At 39.5% G+C, this 18199-nt stretch carries 17 protein-coding genes and 1 pseudogene; 8 read left to right on the forward strand and 10 right to left on the reverse strand.

All coding sequences use genetic code 11. From position 1 onward, the window contains the following. Nucleotides 1–349 precede the first annotated feature (349 nt). Nucleotides 350–1441 (reverse strand): relaxase/mobilization nuclease domain-containing protein, encoded by a 1092-nt coding sequence (locus tag MoGM_RS13200; protein WP_104368246.1) that lies wholly within the window; start codon nucleotides 1439–1441, stop codon nucleotides 350–352. 299 nt (nucleotides 1442–1740) lie between these two features. On the opposite strand from MoGM_RS13200, the gene MoGM_RS00140 reads away from it, so the two are divergent. Genes MoGM_RS00140 through MoGM_RS00170 form a run of 7 tightly spaced genes read left to right on the forward strand, consistent with a single transcriptional unit; the run spans nucleotide 1741 to nucleotide 9385 of the window. Further along, a complete protein-coding gene (locus MoGM_RS00140; RefSeq protein WP_007563585.1) occupies nucleotides 1741–1947 on the forward strand; it encodes a helix-turn-helix transcriptional regulator in 207 nt (68 codons plus the stop codon). 14 nt (nucleotides 1948–1961) lie between these two features. Beyond that, complete coding sequence (gene hsdR / locus MoGM_RS00145) at nucleotides 1962–4277, forward strand: EcoAI/FtnUII family type I restriction enzme subunit R (RefSeq protein ID WP_009038144.1); 2316 nt, start codon at nucleotides 1962–1964, stop codon at nucleotides 4275–4277. A gap of 2 nt (nucleotides 4278–4279) precedes the next feature. Next, a complete protein-coding gene (locus MoGM_RS00150) occupies nucleotides 4280–5788 on the forward strand; it encodes a class I SAM-dependent DNA methyltransferase (protein ID WP_009038143.1) in 1509 nt (502 codons plus the stop codon). A gap of 15 nt (nucleotides 5789–5803) precedes the next feature. Beyond that, complete coding sequence (locus tag MoGM_RS00155; RefSeq protein WP_007563582.1) at nucleotides 5804–6820, forward strand: hypothetical protein; 1017 nt, start codon at nucleotides 5804–5806, stop codon at nucleotides 6818–6820. Then, nucleotides 6813–7292 (forward strand): Fic family protein, encoded by a 480-nt coding sequence (locus tag MoGM_RS00160; protein WP_057317158.1) that lies wholly within the window; start codon nucleotides 6813–6815, stop codon nucleotides 7290–7292. The genes MoGM_RS00155 and MoGM_RS00160 overlap by 8 nt, the downstream gene beginning before the upstream one ends. 2 nt (nucleotides 7293–7294) lie before the next feature. After that, nucleotides 7295–7792: a hypothetical protein gene (locus MoGM_RS00165; RefSeq protein WP_007563580.1), complete on the forward strand. Its 498-nt coding sequence runs from the start codon at nucleotides 7295–7297 to the stop codon at nucleotides 7790–7792. Nucleotides 7793–7807: 15 nt separating this feature from the next. Then, nucleotides 7808–9385 carry a restriction endonuclease subunit S gene (locus tag MoGM_RS00170; protein WP_104368247.1) on the forward strand — a complete coding sequence of 526 codons (1578 nt, stop codon included), beginning with the start codon at nucleotides 7808–7810 and terminating at the stop codon, nucleotides 9383–9385. Here the strand turns inward: MoGM_RS00170 and MoGM_RS00175 are convergent. After that, nucleotides 9365–9796, reverse strand: coding sequence for a restriction endonuclease subunit S (locus MoGM_RS00175; RefSeq protein ID WP_081033151.1), 432 nt, complete (start codon nucleotides 9794–9796; stop codon nucleotides 9365–9367). The two genes, MoGM_RS00170 and MoGM_RS00175, sit on opposite strands and share 21 nt — an antisense overlap. Before the next feature lie 53 nt (nucleotides 9797–9849). Further along, nucleotides 9850–11082 carry a restriction endonuclease subunit S gene (locus tag MoGM_RS00180; protein ID WP_233210067.1) on the reverse strand — a complete coding sequence of 411 codons (1233 nt, stop codon included), beginning with the start codon at nucleotides 11080–11082 and terminating at the stop codon, nucleotides 9850–9852. 179 nt (nucleotides 11083–11261) lie between these two features. Here MoGM_RS00180 and MoGM_RS00185 point away from each other — a divergent pair, with 179 nt between their 5' ends. After that, nucleotides 11262–12068 carry a tyrosine-type recombinase/integrase gene (locus MoGM_RS00185; protein ID WP_007563571.1) on the forward strand — a complete coding sequence of 269 codons (807 nt, stop codon included), beginning with the start codon at nucleotides 11262–11264 and terminating at the stop codon, nucleotides 12066–12068. Between the two features lie 38 nt (nucleotides 12069–12106). On the opposite strand, the gene MoGM_RS00190 is transcribed toward MoGM_RS00185, so the two are convergent. The 7 genes and pseudogenes from MoGM_RS00190 to MoGM_RS13205 all read right to left on the reverse strand — a co-directional run. Next, the gene (locus tag MoGM_RS00190) at nucleotides 12107–12685 is read right to left on the reverse strand and encodes a hypothetical protein (RefSeq protein WP_007563569.1); all 579 of its coding nucleotides are present in this window, start codon (nucleotides 12683–12685) and stop codon (nucleotides 12107–12109) included. Between the two features lie 26 nt (nucleotides 12686–12711). Continuing rightward, nucleotides 12712–13911, reverse strand: a complete 1200-nt coding sequence (locus MoGM_RS00195) for a relaxase/mobilization nuclease domain-containing protein (RefSeq protein ID WP_007563568.1) — start codon at nucleotides 13909–13911, stop codon at nucleotides 12712–12714. Nucleotides 13912–13915: 4 nt separating this feature from the next. Next, complete coding sequence (locus tag MoGM_RS00200) at nucleotides 13916–14290, reverse strand: hypothetical protein (protein WP_007563566.1); 375 nt, start codon at nucleotides 14288–14290, stop codon at nucleotides 13916–13918. Nucleotides 14291–14583: 293 nt separating this feature from the next. Beyond that, nucleotides 14584–15603 (reverse strand): DUF6371 domain-containing protein, encoded by a 1020-nt coding sequence (locus tag MoGM_RS00205; protein WP_057317161.1) that lies wholly within the window; start codon nucleotides 15601–15603, stop codon nucleotides 14584–14586. 115 nt (nucleotides 15604–15718) lie between these two features. Next, nucleotides 15719–17092: a DUF3987 domain-containing protein gene (locus tag MoGM_RS00210; protein WP_104368249.1), complete on the reverse strand. Its 1374-nt coding sequence runs from the start codon at nucleotides 17090–17092 to the stop codon at nucleotides 15719–15721. Continuing rightward, the gene (locus MoGM_RS00215) at nucleotides 17092–17451 is read right to left on the reverse strand and encodes a helix-turn-helix domain-containing protein (protein WP_032945184.1); all 360 of its coding nucleotides are present in this window, start codon (nucleotides 17449–17451) and stop codon (nucleotides 17092–17094) included. The genes MoGM_RS00210 and MoGM_RS00215 overlap by 1 nt, the downstream gene beginning before the upstream one ends. A 286-nt stretch (nucleotides 17452–17737) precedes the next feature. Further along, a pseudogene (locus MoGM_RS13205) lies at nucleotides 17738–17926 on the reverse strand (tyrosine-type recombinase/integrase); the annotation flags it as partial. Nucleotides 17927–18199 lie beyond the last annotated feature (273 nt).

The following is an 18199-nucleotide window of genomic DNA, read 5'->3' on the forward strand; positions in this document are numbered from 1 at the left end:
AAAAAGATTTGGATTTTATCACAGTATCTAAAAACATTTAGTCTAAGTGTAAAACACAAAGCGTGAACTGTTTTGCCACACTTAACTTGAAGGTCGTAGGAAACCTTGGATACAGATGCAACAATAGCAGCCCACGCTATAGCGTGAGAACCACTATGCTATCCTTGTATCCAATTTGAAAATTTCCTACGTTTTCAAGCACAAGATGAGCATAACACTTCTTTCTTTTCTAATATTTCTTGGAAAGAGTTGCCTCAATCCATTTGCAAAATTACAAAAAAGCCGCAATAAATCATCTCAATACAGGCGAATTATTACGACCTATTCATTGAAATAGAATATCCTGACTTTATAGTCTTAATCCTTTTTTTCGCTTCTTCTTCCTGCGCAACATTTCCGCCATCTCCAGATTGGCTTCCGCATCGGTGGCGTTACAGGATGAACCGTGACCGTTTAGCAATCCTAATGAACCGCTGACAAGTTCACCTCTTGCAGTATCGGAAGTTGCGTTTGGCGTATCTGTTGTACAGACTTTCGGTATCAGATTCATACGTTCCCCATACCTGTTGCGCTGTAAGGCAGCATCAATCTTGGAATAACTGAAACGCCTGTCCACCTTGGAGCCGTTGAAATGGTAGCCATTCTTGGAGAATACCACACCCTGTATTTCGTCCGTCTGTCCTCTGTGACTGAAATGCACTTCCGCTCCTTGCCGTTTCAGATTGGCGACAAGCACGTTCCAGTTTCCACATCTGCCGACCTCCGTTTTAAGGATGTCGTAAAGCTCGTACTTTGTCTTATCCGGCTCTTTCAGTCGGTTACGTTTGACATTCTCCTTGCCGTTTGCCATGTGCAAGCCGTATTTCAAGGTAAGTTCCTTGCAGATACGGGTGTTGCGTAGACGCTCGTGCTTGTCGGATATGGTATTGCCGTTGTTGTCTATGCGGTTGAAGGCGATAATCTCCAACATGGACATATCTGTCCGTCTGTAAAAAGACTTTACGAAAGCTGCCACATGGTTTCTTGCCACCACCCGTGAACGGTAGGTTGCTATTGTCCTGTCTTTGCCCACACGTTTCTTGAACACCTCGTTTTCACGGTCAAATGCTTTGAGCAATGTTTCATACTCGCTGCCGATTCCCTGATAGGCGTTACGTACCATTTCCGCAGTTACGAATGCTTCGCGGTCGGAAATACGTTGGTAGTGCTTAATGATTTGCGCCTTGATGTTGTCAAGGGCATGGTTGATGTCCCGTGCCTCCACACTTTTGCCTTTCGCCTTGTTGCCCTTCACGTCCCAAAGGTCTTTCGGGATGCTCCGTTTACAACTGAACTGCGCTACAGTCCCGTTGATTGTCACTCGTCCCATGATGGGGACAATACCGTTTTTCTCCTTGCTGCCATTCACGTAGAACAGCACTTTGAATGTGCTTCTTGCCATACTCGCTGTTTTTGTCTGCAAAGTTATTACTCAACGAGTTAGACCATGTAAGTCAATCGAAGCCATACGGAGACACATTCAATGCCATGTGTTAAAAATCACATTTCAGCGGGTAATGATTTGGAGACCGTTCTTCTTCAATATTCCGCTTTTCTTTGCGTTACCCCATTTTTGCCATTGGCACCGTTTGGCGTTATAAACGCTTTTATACTAAGCCATTCAGCGCATTTTCGCCCTTTTCTCACTGCAATTCCAAAGATTTTGTGTAAATTTGCTCTTGAATTAAAACGTTTTACCTCATGGCTAATTTGAACAGACTAAAAGTCGTACTTGCAGAACAACAAAAAACAGGAAAATGGCTTGCAGAACAGATTGGTAAATCCAATTGCACTGTGAGTAAATGGTGTAGTAATTCTGTTCAACCAGACCTCAAAACCCTTAATGATATAGCTAATGTTCTTGATATTGATGTGAAAGATTTGATTGTTAGCAGTAATAAATCTTAAAACAATTTATTATCATGGAAGTAAACAAGAAAGAACTCAAAGAACAAGAGATACGCACCTTGTTCATTACCCCTGCACTCCAACAAAAGGGCTGGGCTGTAAGCGTAAATATGCGTGAAGAGTATTATTTCACGGATGGTCGAGTACTTGTTGTTGGCAACCAACATTCAGTAGCAGAGGGCAAAAAGGCTGATTATCTATTATACCATAATGGTAAGCCCATTGCAGTGGTAGAAGCTAAAGATAACAAACATGCCGTTGGGGGTGGTATTCAACAAGCTATGGATTATGCCCAAATCCTTGACTTGAAATTTGCGTACTCCAGTAATGGTGATGCTTTCTTGGAACATGACTTTATCACAGGGAAAGAAACCGAAATCAAATTAGAGAATTTCCCGACAGAAGAGGAATTATACAATCGTTATCTTGCATCCAAGAACTATACATCGGATGAACTTAACATAATAGAAACACCGTTTTATTATGATGCCCATAGCCATGAGCCAAGATATTACCAACGTATAGCGGTTGACCGTACAGTGGAAGCCATTGCAAGAGGACAACAGCGTGTACTTGTCGTAATGGCTACCGGTACTGGTAAGACTTTCACTGCTTTCCAGATTATCCATCGTCTCCATAAAAGCGGAGCAAAGAAAAAGATTCTTTATCTTGCAGACCGAAATATCCTCATTGACCAAACAATGGTGCAAGACTTCAAACCTTTCAAGAAGTTTATGACTAAGATAACTTCTGTTGGGGAAGGCGAAGAGAAAATTGACTCCTCATACGAGGTATATATGGCGTTATACCACCAACTGGTTGGAAAAGAGGGCAAGCCAGATCCGTTTTTGGAGGTGCAGCCAAACTTCTTTGATTTGATTATCGTTGACGAGTGCCATCGTGGTAGCGCAAAGGACGATTCTGCATGGCGCAAAGTATTGGAGTATTTCAGCTCGGCTACCCAAATCGGTATGACTGCTACCCCGAAAGCTGATGAAGGAGCAAACAACTTGGATTATTTCGGAGAGCCGGTATATACCTATTCCCTTCTTCAAGGAATCCAAGATGGTTTCTTGGCTCCATATCGGGTTACTGCCGACTTCATCAACGTTGATTTGCAGGGCTGGACTCCCGATGAAGGTGAAATAGATTTGTTAGGAAAGGAGATTGAACAGAAATTATATCAAAGACAGAATATAGGTCGTGACCTTGCCATTAAGTTAAGGCGTAAAGTAGTAGCACACAGGATTACCCAAATGTTATACGACATCGGTCGTATGACAAAGACAATCGTGTTCTGTTCAGATATTGAGGAAGCCGCCGAAATGCGAACACTGCTTATCAACATGAATAGCGATTTATGTAAAAAATCTCCTTACTACGTAACACGCATTGTCGGAGAGGACAAAGAGGGGAAGAAGCAGTTAGACAACTTTATCAGTGTTGACGAACCTTATCCGGTAATTGTTACTACCTCCGAACTTCTATCTACAGGAGTGGACTGCAAAACTTGTGGCTTAATCGTCATTGATAAAGAAATTGGCTCTATGACGGAATTTAAGCAAATCATCGGGCGTGGCACACGACTTAGAAAAGACAAAGGCAAGTGGCATCTGGAAATCCTCGACTTCCGCAATGCTACCGCAAAATTCAAAGACCCGTCATTTGACGGCGACCCTGAACCACCCAAAGGCGGTGAAAAAAAGCCGAAGCCATATCCGCCTGTTCCCTCAAATCCTCCAACAGCTCACGAACCTCGTGAAAAGTATCTTATCAATGGAAAGGATATTCGTATTGCTCATGAGATAGTATCTGTTTTGGGAGAGGATGGCAAAACCATGAGAACGGAAAGCGTTCAGTCCTTTGCGAGAAAGCAACTGTTGCGACACTATCAAAGTTTGGATGATTTCGTACAAACGTGGACTGAAGCAGAACGCAAACAGGCGGTTATGGATGAGTTAAAGGAATATGCCATCTTGATAGACGCAGTACGTGAAGCAAATCCGGCATTGAAAGATGCCGATATCTTCGATGTGATATGTCACGTTGCATTTGACCAACCACCATTGACGAGGAAAGAAAGGGCTAACAATGTAAAGAAACGTAACTACTTCGGAAAGTACGAAGGCAAGGCTCGTGAAGTATTGGAGGCTCTTCTTGACAAATATGCGGAGAATGGTATTCTTGACTTTGAAAAGGCAAATATTTTGGAGATTCCTCCATTCAACAGCATAGGGAAACCAACTAAAATCATAAAACTATTTGGTGGCAAAGTCGCTTTTGAACAAGCCATCAGAGAATTGGAATATCAAATATATAAATCAGCTTAAAAATGGCAGTAAATAATATCATAAAGCGAATCCAGAATATCATGCGTCAAGACGCAGGTATCAATGGTGACGCACAAAGAATTGAACAGATGACTTGGATGTTCTTCTTGAAAGTCTATGACACACAAGAAGAAACATGGGAATGGAAAGATGAGAAATACAAGTCCATTATCCCCGAGGATTTGCGTTGGCGTAACTGGGCAATAGATAAAAAAGACGGTGAAGCATTGACTGGAGAAGCCCTACTCTCTTTCGTCAATGAGAAACTGTTTCCTACCTTGAAGAATCTCCCGATAGATGCCAATACCCCAAGAGCTAAAAGCATTGTTCAAGAAACATTTGCAGACTTGAACCAGTATATGAAGAATGGAACGCTTCTGCGCCAAGTGGTCAACATTGTAAACGAAATCGAATTTGACGATGCTGACGACCGTCACACATTCGGAGATATTTATGAGGGAATTTTGAAAGATCTGCAATCGGCAGGAAATGCCGGAGAGTTCTACACACCACGTGCATTGACTGATTTTATTGTGATGATGCTCGACCCGAAATTGGGCGAAACCTTTGGCGACTTCACCAGTGGAACGGGAGGCTTCCTCACCTCGGCACTTAAATATATGGGCAGGAATATTGGCTCTGCGGCAGATGGAGAAAAACTGCAAAATGCCGTTGTAGGTCAGGAATGGAAACCGTTGCCCTACCTTTTGAGCATCACAAACCTGCTGCTCCATGATATTGAAGCTCCCAACATAACCAACTGTGATTCGCTTGGAACGAATGTTACTGATTTCAAGGAAAGCGACAAGGTTGATGTTATCGGCATGAATCCTCCGTATGGTGGTAGCACGGAAGACAGCGTAAAAAGCAACTTCCCAGTACAGTACCGTTCAAGTGAAACTGCGGATTTGTTTATCGCCCTTATCATGTATCGCCTCAAAGCTGGTGGACGGTGCGGTGTGATTATCCCTGATGGTTTCTTATTTGGTACGGATGGAGCAAAACTTGCACTTAAAGAAAATCTCCTTCGCAAGTTCAATCTACATACAATCATCCGTTTGCCGGGTTCTATATTCTCTCCATACACATCTATTGCAACCAACATCCTTTTCTTTAATAATGAAGAAGCCGAAGGTTGCGAAGAAGGATTCAAGACCAAAGAAACATGGTTCTATCGTCTTGATATGCCGGAAGGGTACAAACACTTCTCAAAGACCAAACCAATGAAGGTGGAGCATACCCTACCTATTCAGGAATGGTGGAAAGACAGGAAAGAAATTATCAGTGACGAAGTGGGTGAAAAGAGCCGTGTGTTCACTGCCCAACAATTGATAGACTTGGATTGCAATTTTGATCAATGTAAGTTCCCGAAAGAGGAAGAAGAAATACTCCCTCCAGCAGAACTGCTCAAACAATATTTTGAAAAACGTGCTGCGCTCGACCATGAAATAGACAAAACGCTTTCCGAAATTCAAAAGATTCTCGGCATTGACATAAAATCGTGTAACTGATAATTGTGAAGTGATATGAAAGATTTGACCATCTCAAACATAGAAAGACAAAATGTACTTAACAACCGTTTTGCGGTCAGCAAAGTACAGGAGCATCTTGACATTGAAGGAATGCTCTTTGAGGGAGAGTATCGCTTTACAAAAAAAATGGTTGCCGATTTCTACGAAGTAGAAGAACGAACCATAGAACGCTATTTGGAAAAACATTCAGATGAATTAGCAGCTAACGGTTATGTTTTATGTAAAGGTAAACATCTGAAAGAGTTAAAGTTACAATTTGCTCCCGTCATAAATGTCGGGAGCAAAACGACCCAACTTGGATTGTTTAATTTCCGCTCATTCTTGGATATGGGTATGTTGCTTACAGAGAGTGAGAAAGCAAAAAAAGTACGTAGCCTTATCTTGGATTTCGTGATTACCACCATCAATGAAAAGACGGGTGGCGGAACAAAATACATAAACCGCAGAGATGTACATTATCTTCCTGCTGCAATCACAGAAGAAAACTATCGCAAGAATCTCACTTCTGCCATCAATCAATATGTGGACGGACATCCCACATACAAATATCCTCAAATTACAGACTTTATATATAAGGCTGTATTCAAGGAGAATGCTAAGGAGTATCGGGAAGTATTGAAGTTGGATTCCAAAGACAATGTTCGACACACGCTGTATTCAGAGGTTTTATTGGTTATTTCTTCTTTTGAAAACGGTGTGGGGGCAGCTCTCAGTGAACGGTTTAAAGAAAATGGTGGCAGGTTACTTACCATTGACGAGGTAGAGCGCATTGTGAATGAACTTGCCGAACATCCGATGCAGAAACCTTATTTAAATGATGCCAGAACCAAAATGGCTTCAAGGGATTTCAGTTTCCGGGATGCGTATCATGGTAATATAGCAGATTATCTGCAAGCTGTTACTCCTGAAGAGTTTGAACGATTCATCGGTGACCAGTCTATTGATTTTGACCGTATCTTAGCGGACAATAAAGATGTGCTTAAACGCTTAAAGCAGGCAGAAGATGAGTGAGGAAATTGTTTATATAGACTACGATGAAGCCTTAACCGTCTATGGCAAAATGATTGATGCTAGCGATGGTGGCTTTGAAGGAGTGCGTGATGAAGGTGGCATTCGTGCTACATTGGATTTTGTACAAAATGATTTATACTATCCGACCTTTGCAGAGAAACTGACCTATCTGATGTATAGATTCTGTTCTGGGCATTTCTTCAATGATGGGAATAAGCGTATTGCGCTGACTTTGGGAGCTTACTTCTTACACAAGAATAATTACTACTGGCACGCTTGCATCTGTATGCGTACATTGGAATCTATCATTTATCATGTGGCAGCATCGAATATCAACCAAGATTTGCTGCTACGCATCGTCAATAGCTTTTTGACAAGTAAAGATTATGACGAAGAACTGAAAATAGATATTGCCAATGCCATGAGCAAAGGAGAGTTAGGAATACAAGGGGAGGATTACGAAAAAGATTAAATATGAAAACTATAAAAATTATCTTATTACTGTTCTGTATTATTTTAGGAATTAACGCTAAAGCACAAACAGTAGGTTATACTTATAAAGCACTCGCAGCTGAAGGTTGCAATATGAAATACAGTGTGGCTAAGCAAGACACCATTTATTCTATAGTAGCCACAGTACGTTCAGACAGAATGAATTTCCTCACTAAACCAACCATGAAAATTAGAACATTCACAGGTAAATATCTTGAACTAAGAGGAACTGTGATTGGGAATGGAAGTCAATCTGCTGGTGTTATAAGTGGAAATATTGTAATACCAATCACAGAAATTAGTTCTACTGCTCAATTTAGAATTACTCCACAGCAGTTTGAAATTTTGAATGAAGGTGTGGCAAAAATTCGTTTGTCTATGACTCCTATGAATCATGAACGTACTTTCAAAAAAGATAAGATAGGGAAAAAGTTATATCAGTTCTATCTGAATGAAAAACAAAAAGACGAAAACTTCTAAATCAGTTAGAATAAGATGAACGGAAAACAATTAAAAAACAGCATACTCCAGTGGGCGATACAGGGAAAACTTGTACCGCAAGACCCTAATGACGAACCGGCATCGGTACTTCTTGAACGTATCAGAGCTGAAAAAGCCCGACTGGTCAAGGAAAAGAAAATCAAAAAAGACAAAAACGAATCTATCATTTACCGTGGTGACGATAATTCCTATTATGAGAAGTTTCTCGCTACCGGAGAGGTGAAGTGCATCGATGAGGAGATTCCGTTTGAGATTCCAAATGGGTGGCAATGGGAAAGAATTGGAAATATTTTTGAAACAACAAGTGGTTCTACGCCATTAAGTAGGAATCCAGATTATTATAAAAATGGCAATATCAATTGGGTACGTACAACAGACTTGAACAATGGAATTTTGAACAAAACCGAAATACAAATAACCTCGAAAGCAATTATAGACTACAATCTTTCTATTTTACCCCAAACCTCAGTGTGTGTTGCAATGTATGGTGGTGCTGGGACAATAGGCAAACACTGTATCTTGCATTTTGATACAACTATAAACCAATCTGTATGTGCCATCCAGCCTAATGGATTTTGTAATATGGATTACATCCATACTTTTATTGAATATCAAAGACCATTTTGGATGGATTTTGCAGCAGGTTCAAGAAAAGATCCCAACATAAATCAACTCATTATTAAGCACTGCTTGTTACCTATTCCACCACAAGAAGAACAACTTCGCATTGTTACAAAATTAAATCAGTTATACCCATATATTTATCAATATGGAAATAGTCAAAATAGACTCAACCAAATAAATAAAGAAATATGGCATAGTTTAAAAAAGTCCATTCTTCAAGAGGCAATACAAGGTAAATTAGTTTCACAGATTGCAGAGGAAGGTACAGCCCAAGAATTACTTGAACAAATACGGCAAGAGAAATTGCAACTTGTCAAAGAAGGCAAACTTAAAAAGTCTGCTTTAACCGATTCCATTATCTTCCGTGGTGACGATAACAAGTATTATGAGCAGGTAGGCAATGAGAACATTGATATAACAGAAGAAATACCTTTTGATTTACCTGAAAACTGGACTTGGGTTAGATTTGGTCAATACGTAAGAATGTCTATCGGAAAGACACCACCGCGAGGGGAAACCAAGTATTGGGCAAATGGTAAATATCCTTGGGTTTCTATTTCAGATATGTCTGATTATGGATTGGTTACAACGACAAAAGAATCTGTTTCAGAATATGCCAAAAGTTTATTTGGAGAAATATCTCCTGTCGGAACTTTAATAATGAGTTTTAAGTTAACGGTAGGCAGGACTTCTCTTCTAAATACTTCGGCATATCATAATGAAGCAATTATATCCATATATCCTTTTGTAGATAAAAATTATCAAGCAAGGAATTTTCTGTTTCACATTTTGCCGATTATATCTAATCTTGGAGATACCAAAGATGCCATAAAAGGTAAAACACTAAATTCTAAGAGTTTGAACAATCTTTTATTACCACTTCCGCCTCTTAATGAACAAGGGCGAATAGTGGCTATGATAGAATTATTATTTGATAAGTTGAAATAAATTATTTATTTGACAAGTTATACGTTGCTGTTCAGACAATGGCGGAATACCGATTGGTAGCTTGTAGAATAAATCCTTATTGAGGTGCGGAATTGCTGCACCTCTTTTTGAATTTCTCAATGCCTCTTTATAGAACAAGATGAAAGCCAAAATACAAGGCTTCCACATAACCGAAGAAAGCCATAGCTGTTTGAATGTGCTTCCCATATATCCATCTTGTGGAATAGAAAAAACTTCACCTGAATTTTCACCATCCACAAGAATGATATTATCTCCAGCATAGACAAATCTGCCTTTTTCTATAATGGTTGCAGATGATTTTCCACGTAGGAACTTTGCATCAAGGCAAATGCCCTTTCCGTTTCTTTTTTCACCGTCTGTTAGTTGGCATATATCTTTCAAGCGTAACACAATCCAGCTATTGGGATATTCAAAAGGAAGTTCAACTTCAACGATTTGCTCATTTATCCTCTCATAATACTTGTTACAGTTTTAATCTTTTCAACAATTCGAGTTTGTTCCTTTAAAGGGGGAACAGGGATTAAGTATCTGTTCAATCGCACCATTGTCAAGGTTGCTACTGTAGTTCCATCAGACTCTGATAAATATTGGTTTGCAAAAGCAGACGATTCAAAAAATAATTTCAAATAATACGGATTCAAGCGAAAAGGATTACCTATACATAAAACACTACCGTCCTTGTAATAGAAAGGATTGTTTGTTTCAACAACATAAGTTTTACCAAGTGTCCCAACTGCCGTCATCATTAGGTCTCCAATTTGCGGAACTCCGCTTTTAGAGAACTCATCGTATAATGATTGTTCTATAAACAAATCGTTATCAACATGACCCCAATCAGCCATTTTACCAATTTCTCTTGCTCGATAAAATGGAATTCCAGAAGAACGCCAATCTCTTTCGTGTACTCTTCGAGCAGACCAAATATTTAAGACACTTCCTATTCTACACCATTTCCAATCATCAGGTATTTCAAATGGTATTTCATCAGTAATATCCTGCTCTGTTTTACCAACCTTCTCGAAGTACTTGTTATCGTCACCTTTGAAGATGACAGAATCAGTTAAGGCAGACTTTTTTAATTTGCCATCTTTGATGAGTTTCTGCTTCTCTAATTTTATCTGTTCGAGCAATTCTTGGGCTGTACCTTCGTCTGAACATTGAGGTACAAGTTTACCTTGTATTGCTTCTTGCAGAATCGATTTACGTAATTGCTCGTTAAGTGAGGCATTAAGTTCGTTAAGTCCATTCTGTGCTTGTTCATAAGTTTTGACTAACGGAAGTAGTTTTTCTATTTTTGAGACTATGCGTAGTTGCTCAGGAAGCGGAGGTAAAGGTATAAATACTTCAACTATATTGGATACAGCCAAACCGGGTTGAGCTGTTGCGGTTGCATATTGATTTAAGTTCAATGCCGTAAAAAAGTAATAGATGAACAACGATGGAATTATACCAAAGCCATTCACAACTACAGCGTGTTCTGTGGCATAGAATTTCCCACTTTCTATATTAAGGCATCCACATAATGCTCCTTGCCTGCCAATAATAGCAAAATGTCCTTCTGCATTGAATGTGTTTGTAAACCCTCGTAGTCCATTTCCACCGACACATCTATATGGGTGAAGAACTGACTTTTTATCATAAATTTCTGAAGCTGATATATTTTTCCCAGCCTGCATAGAACACATATGCTTCAATCTGCACCATTCCCACCCTTTAGGAATCTCAAACGGAATCTCGTCATCAATGCACTTCACCTCTCCCGTAGCGAGAAACTTCTCATAATAGGAACTCAATGAATTAGGCAATACCATACATTATTATGATAACGAATTGTTTAACTAATAATGTATCTGACATGAACATTGAAAATTTTGAAACGTATCTTCGTCAAGGGAATATGGCGGAGAACACAATTGCAGCTTATCTCTATGCCGTAAAAGAGTATTATTCCCGGCACAAAGAATTGAACAAGCGCAATTTGCTTGTGTATAAAACCTATCTCATTGAGAAATTCAAGCCTAAGACAGTGAATCTTCGTATTCAGGCAATGAACAAGTATCTTGATAGCATGGGAAAATCTCGTTTGAGATTAAAATCCGTCAAAGTGCAGCAGCGGAGTTACTTGGAAAATGTAATCAGTAATGCCGACTACGCTTTTCTAAAAAACAAACTAAAAAAGGAGGAAAACCAAGAATGGTATTTCGTAGTTCGTTTCCTCGCAGCAACAGGAGCAAGAGTCAGTGAACTAATCCAAATGAAGGCTGAACACGTGCAGATGGGTTATTTTGACATCTACACCAAAGGTGGCAAAATACGTCGTATTTATATTCCGAAGTCCTTGCGCAAGGAAGCCACAGAATGGCTTAGCAAAGTCAATCGTACCACCGGCTATCTTTTTCTTAATCGCTTTGGTGAGCGTATCACTACAAGAGGGATTGCGCAACAGTTGAAAAACTACGCAGCCAAATACGGATTGAATGAGAAAGTGGTTTACCCCCATTCATTCCGTCATCGCTTTGCTAAAAATTTCTTGGAGAAGTTCAACGATATTTCTCTACTTGCTGACCTGATGGGACATGAAAGTATTGAAACAACTCGTATTTATTTGAGGCGTAGCAGTGCCGAACAACAAGAGATTGTTGATAAGGTCATAACATGGTGATGTATTTGGAAGGTTGGTCAATCCATCCTTCCAATTCCTTAAAAGAACTTCATATAGATTATCAATCCTCCCAATGTCAAACAGAAATACGCATACAATATCCAGAATCCGACAACGGCACATTTGGCTATTTTGCCATTAAGAGAAAACGAAGTTTCAGATTTCACACATTTATGGACTTCTTTCCAGTGATTCGTATGAAGTGTCTTCAATTCTGTTATCTGCTTCTCAAATAAAGATTTTTCTTCTTCAATCAATTTATTGCGATATTCTGTAAGAATAGACTTGTCTTCATCGCTAAGTTTGACATTTACAACAGTATTCTCTGCCTGAATAATTGCACGGCTAATAGTATCAGGGATATTGTCGGATGTTTTCACTGCAGCATTAAGAACCTGTGCTGATTCTTCAAAAGTTAACACTGAAGCATCTACAAATGCTTTTATCTGTTTCAATTCTTGGATAACATCTTTGATGTCCTTAATCTGATTCGTGAGATTTACAAGCTCGGTTTCAAAATCAACACGATTTTCAATTTTGCTAATGTTATCATCACTATCTATGCTCTTGCTATCCTGCACAGGCAAAGAAGATTGGTCATATTTACTTTTACGCATGGTTATATGTGATTATAAATGAAATACTATCTACCCCTGCTACGTTTAATCGGTTTGCAGAGCCATTTTGCCATTTTTGCACAACGAACAGCCCAGTTACGCTCATCATCGTCCTTATCTTTACCCCATCCGCTACCGGGACTGCCACCACCTCCGCTTGAAGCCGCCATAGAAGTGGCTGCATCCAAATATCCGGCAAATAGTAAGGCGGCAACTTTGAATAAATTGGTCTGTTTGACTTCTTCATCAAGGCTTCCAAACTCTTCGTCAAAGACAGACTTAACCATATCTGGTATATCAACCTCGAGTTGTTCTCCATCCACTGTTATGGAATAGTGGTAAATAGAAGGCTTTGATTGTGGCATCACCTCTTTATTATTATGCGCCATCGTTTGAGTACATACTTCCTTTGACTGAATTGCAGTTTGTTTATCAGAAGCATGTAATCCCACCCAAGTCGCTTCAATTTTTGATGGCATCAATTTTCGACTTTTACCCAATATCGAGGATTTATAAATAGAGTTCCCTTTTCGTATAGCGTACCCTTTGACCACTTCCTTATCGTCCTTTATCAACTTAATATCGTACCCCTTAGCGTTTAACATTTGGCTATAAGTTTCCCAATCAAATTCTGGCATAGCTTTCAATATTGCGATGCAGTCTTCACTGATTTGCTGAATATTCTCATCACGACGTTGCACGGATTGCACCCAGCCACGTCTCTCATTGATGATGTTGGCAGCATGAACGGCACGTTCACCAATATAATGCGCATCGTTTGTCTTGCCCATATTGTCTATGCGGTTAGCTACAATATGCAAGTGAGGGATGCCACTTTTGCTGTCGGTGTGTAACGAAACAACATACTGGCTATTTTTGATATTGGTCGGTTTAAGATGACTATCTGGTTTGCCACATCTTCGGTCAATGCCGTCAAGTACTGCAATAAACTCATCCGCCAAATTCTGCCAATCCGTCATTGTCCATCCTGCCGATTCTTCTTTGGCTGGAGATATTTCAAAGCGCAGTGCGTTCAGCTTTATGGGCTTCGGATTATATCTGTCTTTCATACATTGATGCTGGTGTTGCATCATCCGTGACCACATAGCCAAAGGTTCTATATTTTCTGGCAAGTCATGCACCTTAACGAGCTGGGCTTTATCTTTTTCCATAGAATACTCAATGGCTCTTGCTCCATGAGAAATTGCCTTTCCTTGTGCTATCATAATTTCAAATTTGATTTATACTGTCTCGTATTTGTCCCCATCGAACAATAAGCCTATTTACTGCCTCTATCCAAGCACGCATATAATTCTCATCTCGGAAATATCGTTTTTTAATCTCATCAGGTTTACCTTTGAGTACATTCTGAATGCGGATAAGGTCGGCTCGTGCATCCGATAAAGAGTTCAATCCTTGTACTTCCTCGTCTGAAAGTCGTTTGTTTGGATGGTGATTTTGCAATAATTTTCGTCCGTAGTTACTAAGTGTCAGTCCACATTCGGCAGCTTTTTCTACTATCATTTCATACTCATTTTCAGTCAGACGAATGTCTATATGACGAGTACGAACACCCTGTTTTCCATTGTTTTGTTGTATATCCATAAGCGTTTATAACTGGAATTTATTAATAAAATGTTCTATCCATTGCGAGCCTGCGAGTAATGCAAGAAGCCTCCAAGACGACAAATGAGTGAAACCATTTTGTCGGACGGTGGTACTTCTTGCATAGAATACCCATTAAAAATGGGGCATTACATACCTTAATGCAAGCATTGTCTTTGTCCGAACTATGCCATTTGTCTGTCAACTTTAAGAGTGGCTATTGTCACCTATATCCATTTGGATAATCAATAGTTTTACTTTCCCCTTAGTTTGGCTTCTCCATAAACACATCACTAACCGGAATCCACCAGTTCCAAATGCAAGCAGTCAATCAAAGTTTGTAGGTTTGGATTTCGCTTTATCATCTTTTGAAGTATCATCGCAGGTGTTTCAGTCATCAATAAGAAATCCGCAATATCAAGTCCGTTCTTGCGCTGTTCGTCTGTGGCGCATTGTTCCAAACTATCACTCAATACAACTTTAGAACATACGGAAGTGAGTAAAGCCATCTTGGTTTGCCAAACCTCTCTTGCACCCAAATCCGGGCATAGCATAACCGACCGACCTTTCAATACACTTACCACGTCAGACTTGAAGCATCCATGCATTCCACCTGTTGCCAACCATATAAATTCCGGCATATAATGGGTAGCTATCAAAGCGGATTTTTCGCTTTCCACAATAGCAACAGGTTTGGTCGGATTCTCAGATAACAGATGTTCGCCAAACAAACATTGCTTCAAATTGTAGTTTGGGAGATTCAGTTCTGTATGTACCCAACTAACATAACTTCTTGGCTCTTTTGTCCGATGTCCTGTTTCTGCATCATACAACATTATCTTCCCTGTTCGTACATTACCTTGCCAATCAATTTGCCAATAGACAGTAGAACCGCCCCACTTCTTTGATGTGCCAACATGATATAGTTGGAATATCCGAGAAGTCTCATCTTTACCCAACATCCCAGACAGGTAGATGTACAATGGATTCATACCATAGTTAGTAAGAGTACGTTTCATTAGTTCATTGACAACAAAAGAGGTTGGAGGCAGTAAATTGGGCTTAGGCTTATCGGCTTCAATGAAGTTATCTTTGTTGTAATCCACTACCATTGGGTTATCATGAAAATAATCCGATGGAGTGTAATGGTATTGGCAAGATTGCTCATGGTCACATCTGCCTACATAATCAGGAAAAATTATTTCTCCTTGGCTATCTATGTACTTGACAAAACATTGTTTCTTTCCACACTTCGGGCATGAAAGTTTTGACCCACGCTTATATTTTTGAAGAGAAAATCTATATTCAGCCATACTTCTTCATTTTGTTATTGCAGTCCGTGCAGTTTGCACTTATTGCAGTTTTGCAGAAATCCTATGTCAGCGCAAAGTGCAAACTGCAACAACTGCAAACTGCAAAAGGTGTCGTTTATTGCAGCTTCTCATATTCACCTCGCTTTACTTTCTTGATAACCTTATTCGTAGCAAGGCTAACCAAAGAATACATTACCGACCTTTCCGACAACCCTACTTCTTTTCCGGCTTGAATGGCATCGGCAGTAGTGAAAGTTGCGGAAAGGCAATCAAGCAATTCTCTTTTTTGCGGTTCAACGCTCTCTCGCAACATATATTTCTGAATGTTGGTATAACAGTTCTCAAAGTATTCACTCAATGCAATAGCAGATTTGGTTGAGTCAATATCCACAAAATCCTTGTGTTCTTCACCGCAAGCCCAACGAAGGATTTGCAAGACTAAAGCTAAACGAGCCGTAATCATGGGAGCTTTAATCACTCTGCTATCCACCAATCCATCATCTTGGATTTGATTAACAGCCCGAACTGCATTATTGCGCCAGTTTGTAAAATAGGCTTTGGCTTCCGAAGAAAATTCCAATACATTATGTATGGCTCTGTCATCTTCATTCTCTATAAATGGCAAACTAATTACCTTATTTATAATAGAATCCCACATTGATGAGTATTTACCAAAAGTTGATACGGAAGATTCTTCATCCAGCCCCCAATCTGAAATTTCCTTAGACGATGGATAAACAAAAATTATTCTGTCTATCAGCCCATTGTCTTTATATCCTTTCTCTATCAGTTCGTGCATACGTGTCGTTTGCATCGTGCCGACAATATTTATAAAAGGATGCTCTATATGAATAGGTACAGGGATGCTACATCTTGAAATATCCAATGGTTTTCCGCTAAAGGCTGTCAATAGCTGCTCAATGAGTTGTCCTTTGCTATATTGATTCACGGCATTAAACATTCCCATAATTTCATCCACATATACCACGACACCTCGCTGATTGTCATCCAACGCACGCATTAAAGCTTCCGGTGTAAAATCGGATATGATGGTTCTTCGTAAAATTGGTTTGTCCGGCAATGAAGAGGACTTGTCTTTTTTAGCCTTATTGTTTTCAACCAAGCTATTATAATGCTCCATATCCAATTTAAATTGTTTGATGATTTTGGTATCATGCTTTCGGATAGGACGGAATGCAAAATCCAAAGGTGGGGTTTTGCCCATTCCGGGACGACCTACCAATATCATATAAAGGGCAGGATTACTAATCCATCCACCACGAATACGAATATTGACAGCGTTGCCGATAGCGGTTGACACTGCTACCAAAAGAGAAGCCATCATATATTCTATGGAATAATTCTCTTGTCGGGATAGAGCCAATATCATATCTTGAATTTTGGCAGGAAAAGCATCCAAAGGAATCTTGTTTTCAAAGATTCCTTCAAATTCCATTCTGAGCGCATTGCATAAATTGGTTGAATCCATTAGAATTTGGTATTTCTTTTTGACTTTATGAATTGGGCGGCTTCATCTTCCAAGTTTTTATCAGATTTGATTTTGCCGGCATGGAGCCATTCGTCAATTTCCGATTTTAGAAACATGATACGCTTCCCTCTTTTGTGGAATGGGATTAGATGACAACTCGTCCAGCCATATACAGTTTGCTCTGCCGGGTGACTGGGAATATAATCACACAATTCCTTAAGGTTCATCCATTGTTCGGTTGGAACGCTTTGATTCTGATTGTTTAATCCATCTATTTTAGAATCCAGCTCATTCAATTTATCCATCAACCACGACATTGCTTTGGGTAAATCTTCAAATGTAATGTTCTTCTCACTCATATTGCTACTTGTTTTTTGATTTTTCGGCAAAATAACAGCGATTACGCATACTGATTTCATAGTGTAATACATCACATAAATAAGCAGTAACGAAACATAATCATCATAAGGATTACCCATTGATTATCAACATGAATAGTGGAGAATTCAGCAGTAGATTTTTATGATAATGTCTTCAATCATAAAGGAATCATAAGATGGTCTGAAGAAAAGACCATAGATAAAAACAAAAAGCCACCCACGCAGATTTTACGCAGATGGCTATACTTACAAAGTATAATAATGGTTATTTTGTTTGAGATAAATCCAATTTAATAGTTTCTGTAGCTTTCTCTTTCTTTTCATCAACAACCTTTGCATACACCTGTGTTGTTCGCACATTTGTATGTCCCAACATTTTGCTGACCGTATAAATATCAGTTCCTCCAGCCAGTTGCAGGGTTGCGTAGCTGTGCCTAGCCTGATGGAAAGTGATAGGTTATGCAAGGAAAAGCGGGCAGGTGAAGATAAAACGTAAACCGTTTGAAATGAGCATTGTTTCAATATTCTGCCAAGTGAAGAAAATGCAAATGACAACGGAATATTGAGGTTGTTCAGTTACCAAACCGTTAGCCTACCGGTTACCAAAACGTGAACAGGTAACGGCAGGCAATGAAAAGAAATCCTCACCGTTTTGTTTGCGCTCATACACAGTATTTTGCATATCAAGGAACGCTTATACGGCAAGTAATTTTGCACTAAAAAATAT

This window comes from Prevotella sp. MGM1, from assembly GCF_002933775.1.
Lineage (GTDB): Bacteria > Bacteroidota > Bacteroidia > Bacteroidales > Bacteroidaceae > Prevotella.

Bases quoted from the DNA above. Each gene is read 5' to 3' on its own strand.
- MoGM_RS13200 (WP_104368246.1), bottom strand. From the start codon at position 1,441: ATGGCAAGAAGCACATTCAAAGTGCTGTTCTACGTGAATGGCAGCAAG.
- MoGM_RS00140 (WP_007563585.1), top strand. From the start codon at position 1,741: ATGGCTAATTTGAACAGACTAAAAGTCGTACTTGCAGAACAACAAAAA.
- hsdR (WP_009038144.1), top strand. From the start codon at position 1,962: ATGGAAGTAAACAAGAAAGAACTCAAAGAACAAGAGATACGCACCTTG.
- MoGM_RS00150 (WP_009038143.1), top strand. From the start codon at position 4,280: ATGGCAGTAAATAATATCATAAAGCGAATCCAGAATATCATGCGTCAA.
- MoGM_RS00155 (WP_007563582.1), top strand. From the start codon at position 5,804: ATGAAAGATTTGACCATCTCAAACATAGAAAGACAAAATGTACTTAAC.
- MoGM_RS00160 (WP_057317158.1), top strand. From the start codon at position 6,813: ATGAGTGAGGAAATTGTTTATATAGACTACGATGAAGCCTTAACCGTC.
- MoGM_RS00165 (WP_007563580.1), top strand. From the start codon at position 7,295: ATGAAAACTATAAAAATTATCTTATTACTGTTCTGTATTATTTTAGGA.
- MoGM_RS00170 (WP_104368247.1), top strand. From the start codon at position 7,808: ATGAACGGAAAACAATTAAAAAACAGCATACTCCAGTGGGCGATACAG.
- MoGM_RS00180 (WP_233210067.1), bottom strand. From the start codon at position 11,082: ATGCAGGCTGGGAAAAATATATCAGCTTCAGAAATTTATGATAAAAAG.
- MoGM_RS00185 (WP_007563571.1), top strand. From the start codon at position 11,262: ATGAACATTGAAAATTTTGAAACGTATCTTCGTCAAGGGAATATGGCG.
- MoGM_RS00190 (WP_007563569.1), bottom strand. From the start codon at position 12,685: ATGCGTAAAAGTAAATATGACCAATCTTCTTTGCCTGTGCAGGATAGC.
- MoGM_RS00195 (WP_007563568.1), bottom strand. From the start codon at position 13,911: ATGATAGCACAAGGAAAGGCAATTTCTCATGGAGCAAGAGCCATTGAG.
- MoGM_RS00200 (WP_007563566.1), bottom strand. From the start codon at position 14,290: ATGGATATACAACAAAACAATGGAAAACAGGGTGTTCGTACTCGTCAT.
- MoGM_RS00205 (WP_057317161.1), bottom strand. From the start codon at position 15,603: ATGGCTGAATATAGATTTTCTCTTCAAAAATATAAGCGTGGGTCAAAA.
- MoGM_RS00210 (WP_104368249.1), bottom strand. From the start codon at position 17,092: ATGGATTCAACCAATTTATGCAATGCGCTCAGAATGGAATTTGAAGGA.
- MoGM_RS00215 (WP_032945184.1), bottom strand. From the start codon at position 17,451: ATGAGTGAGAAGAACATTACATTTGAAGATTTACCCAAAGCAATGTCG.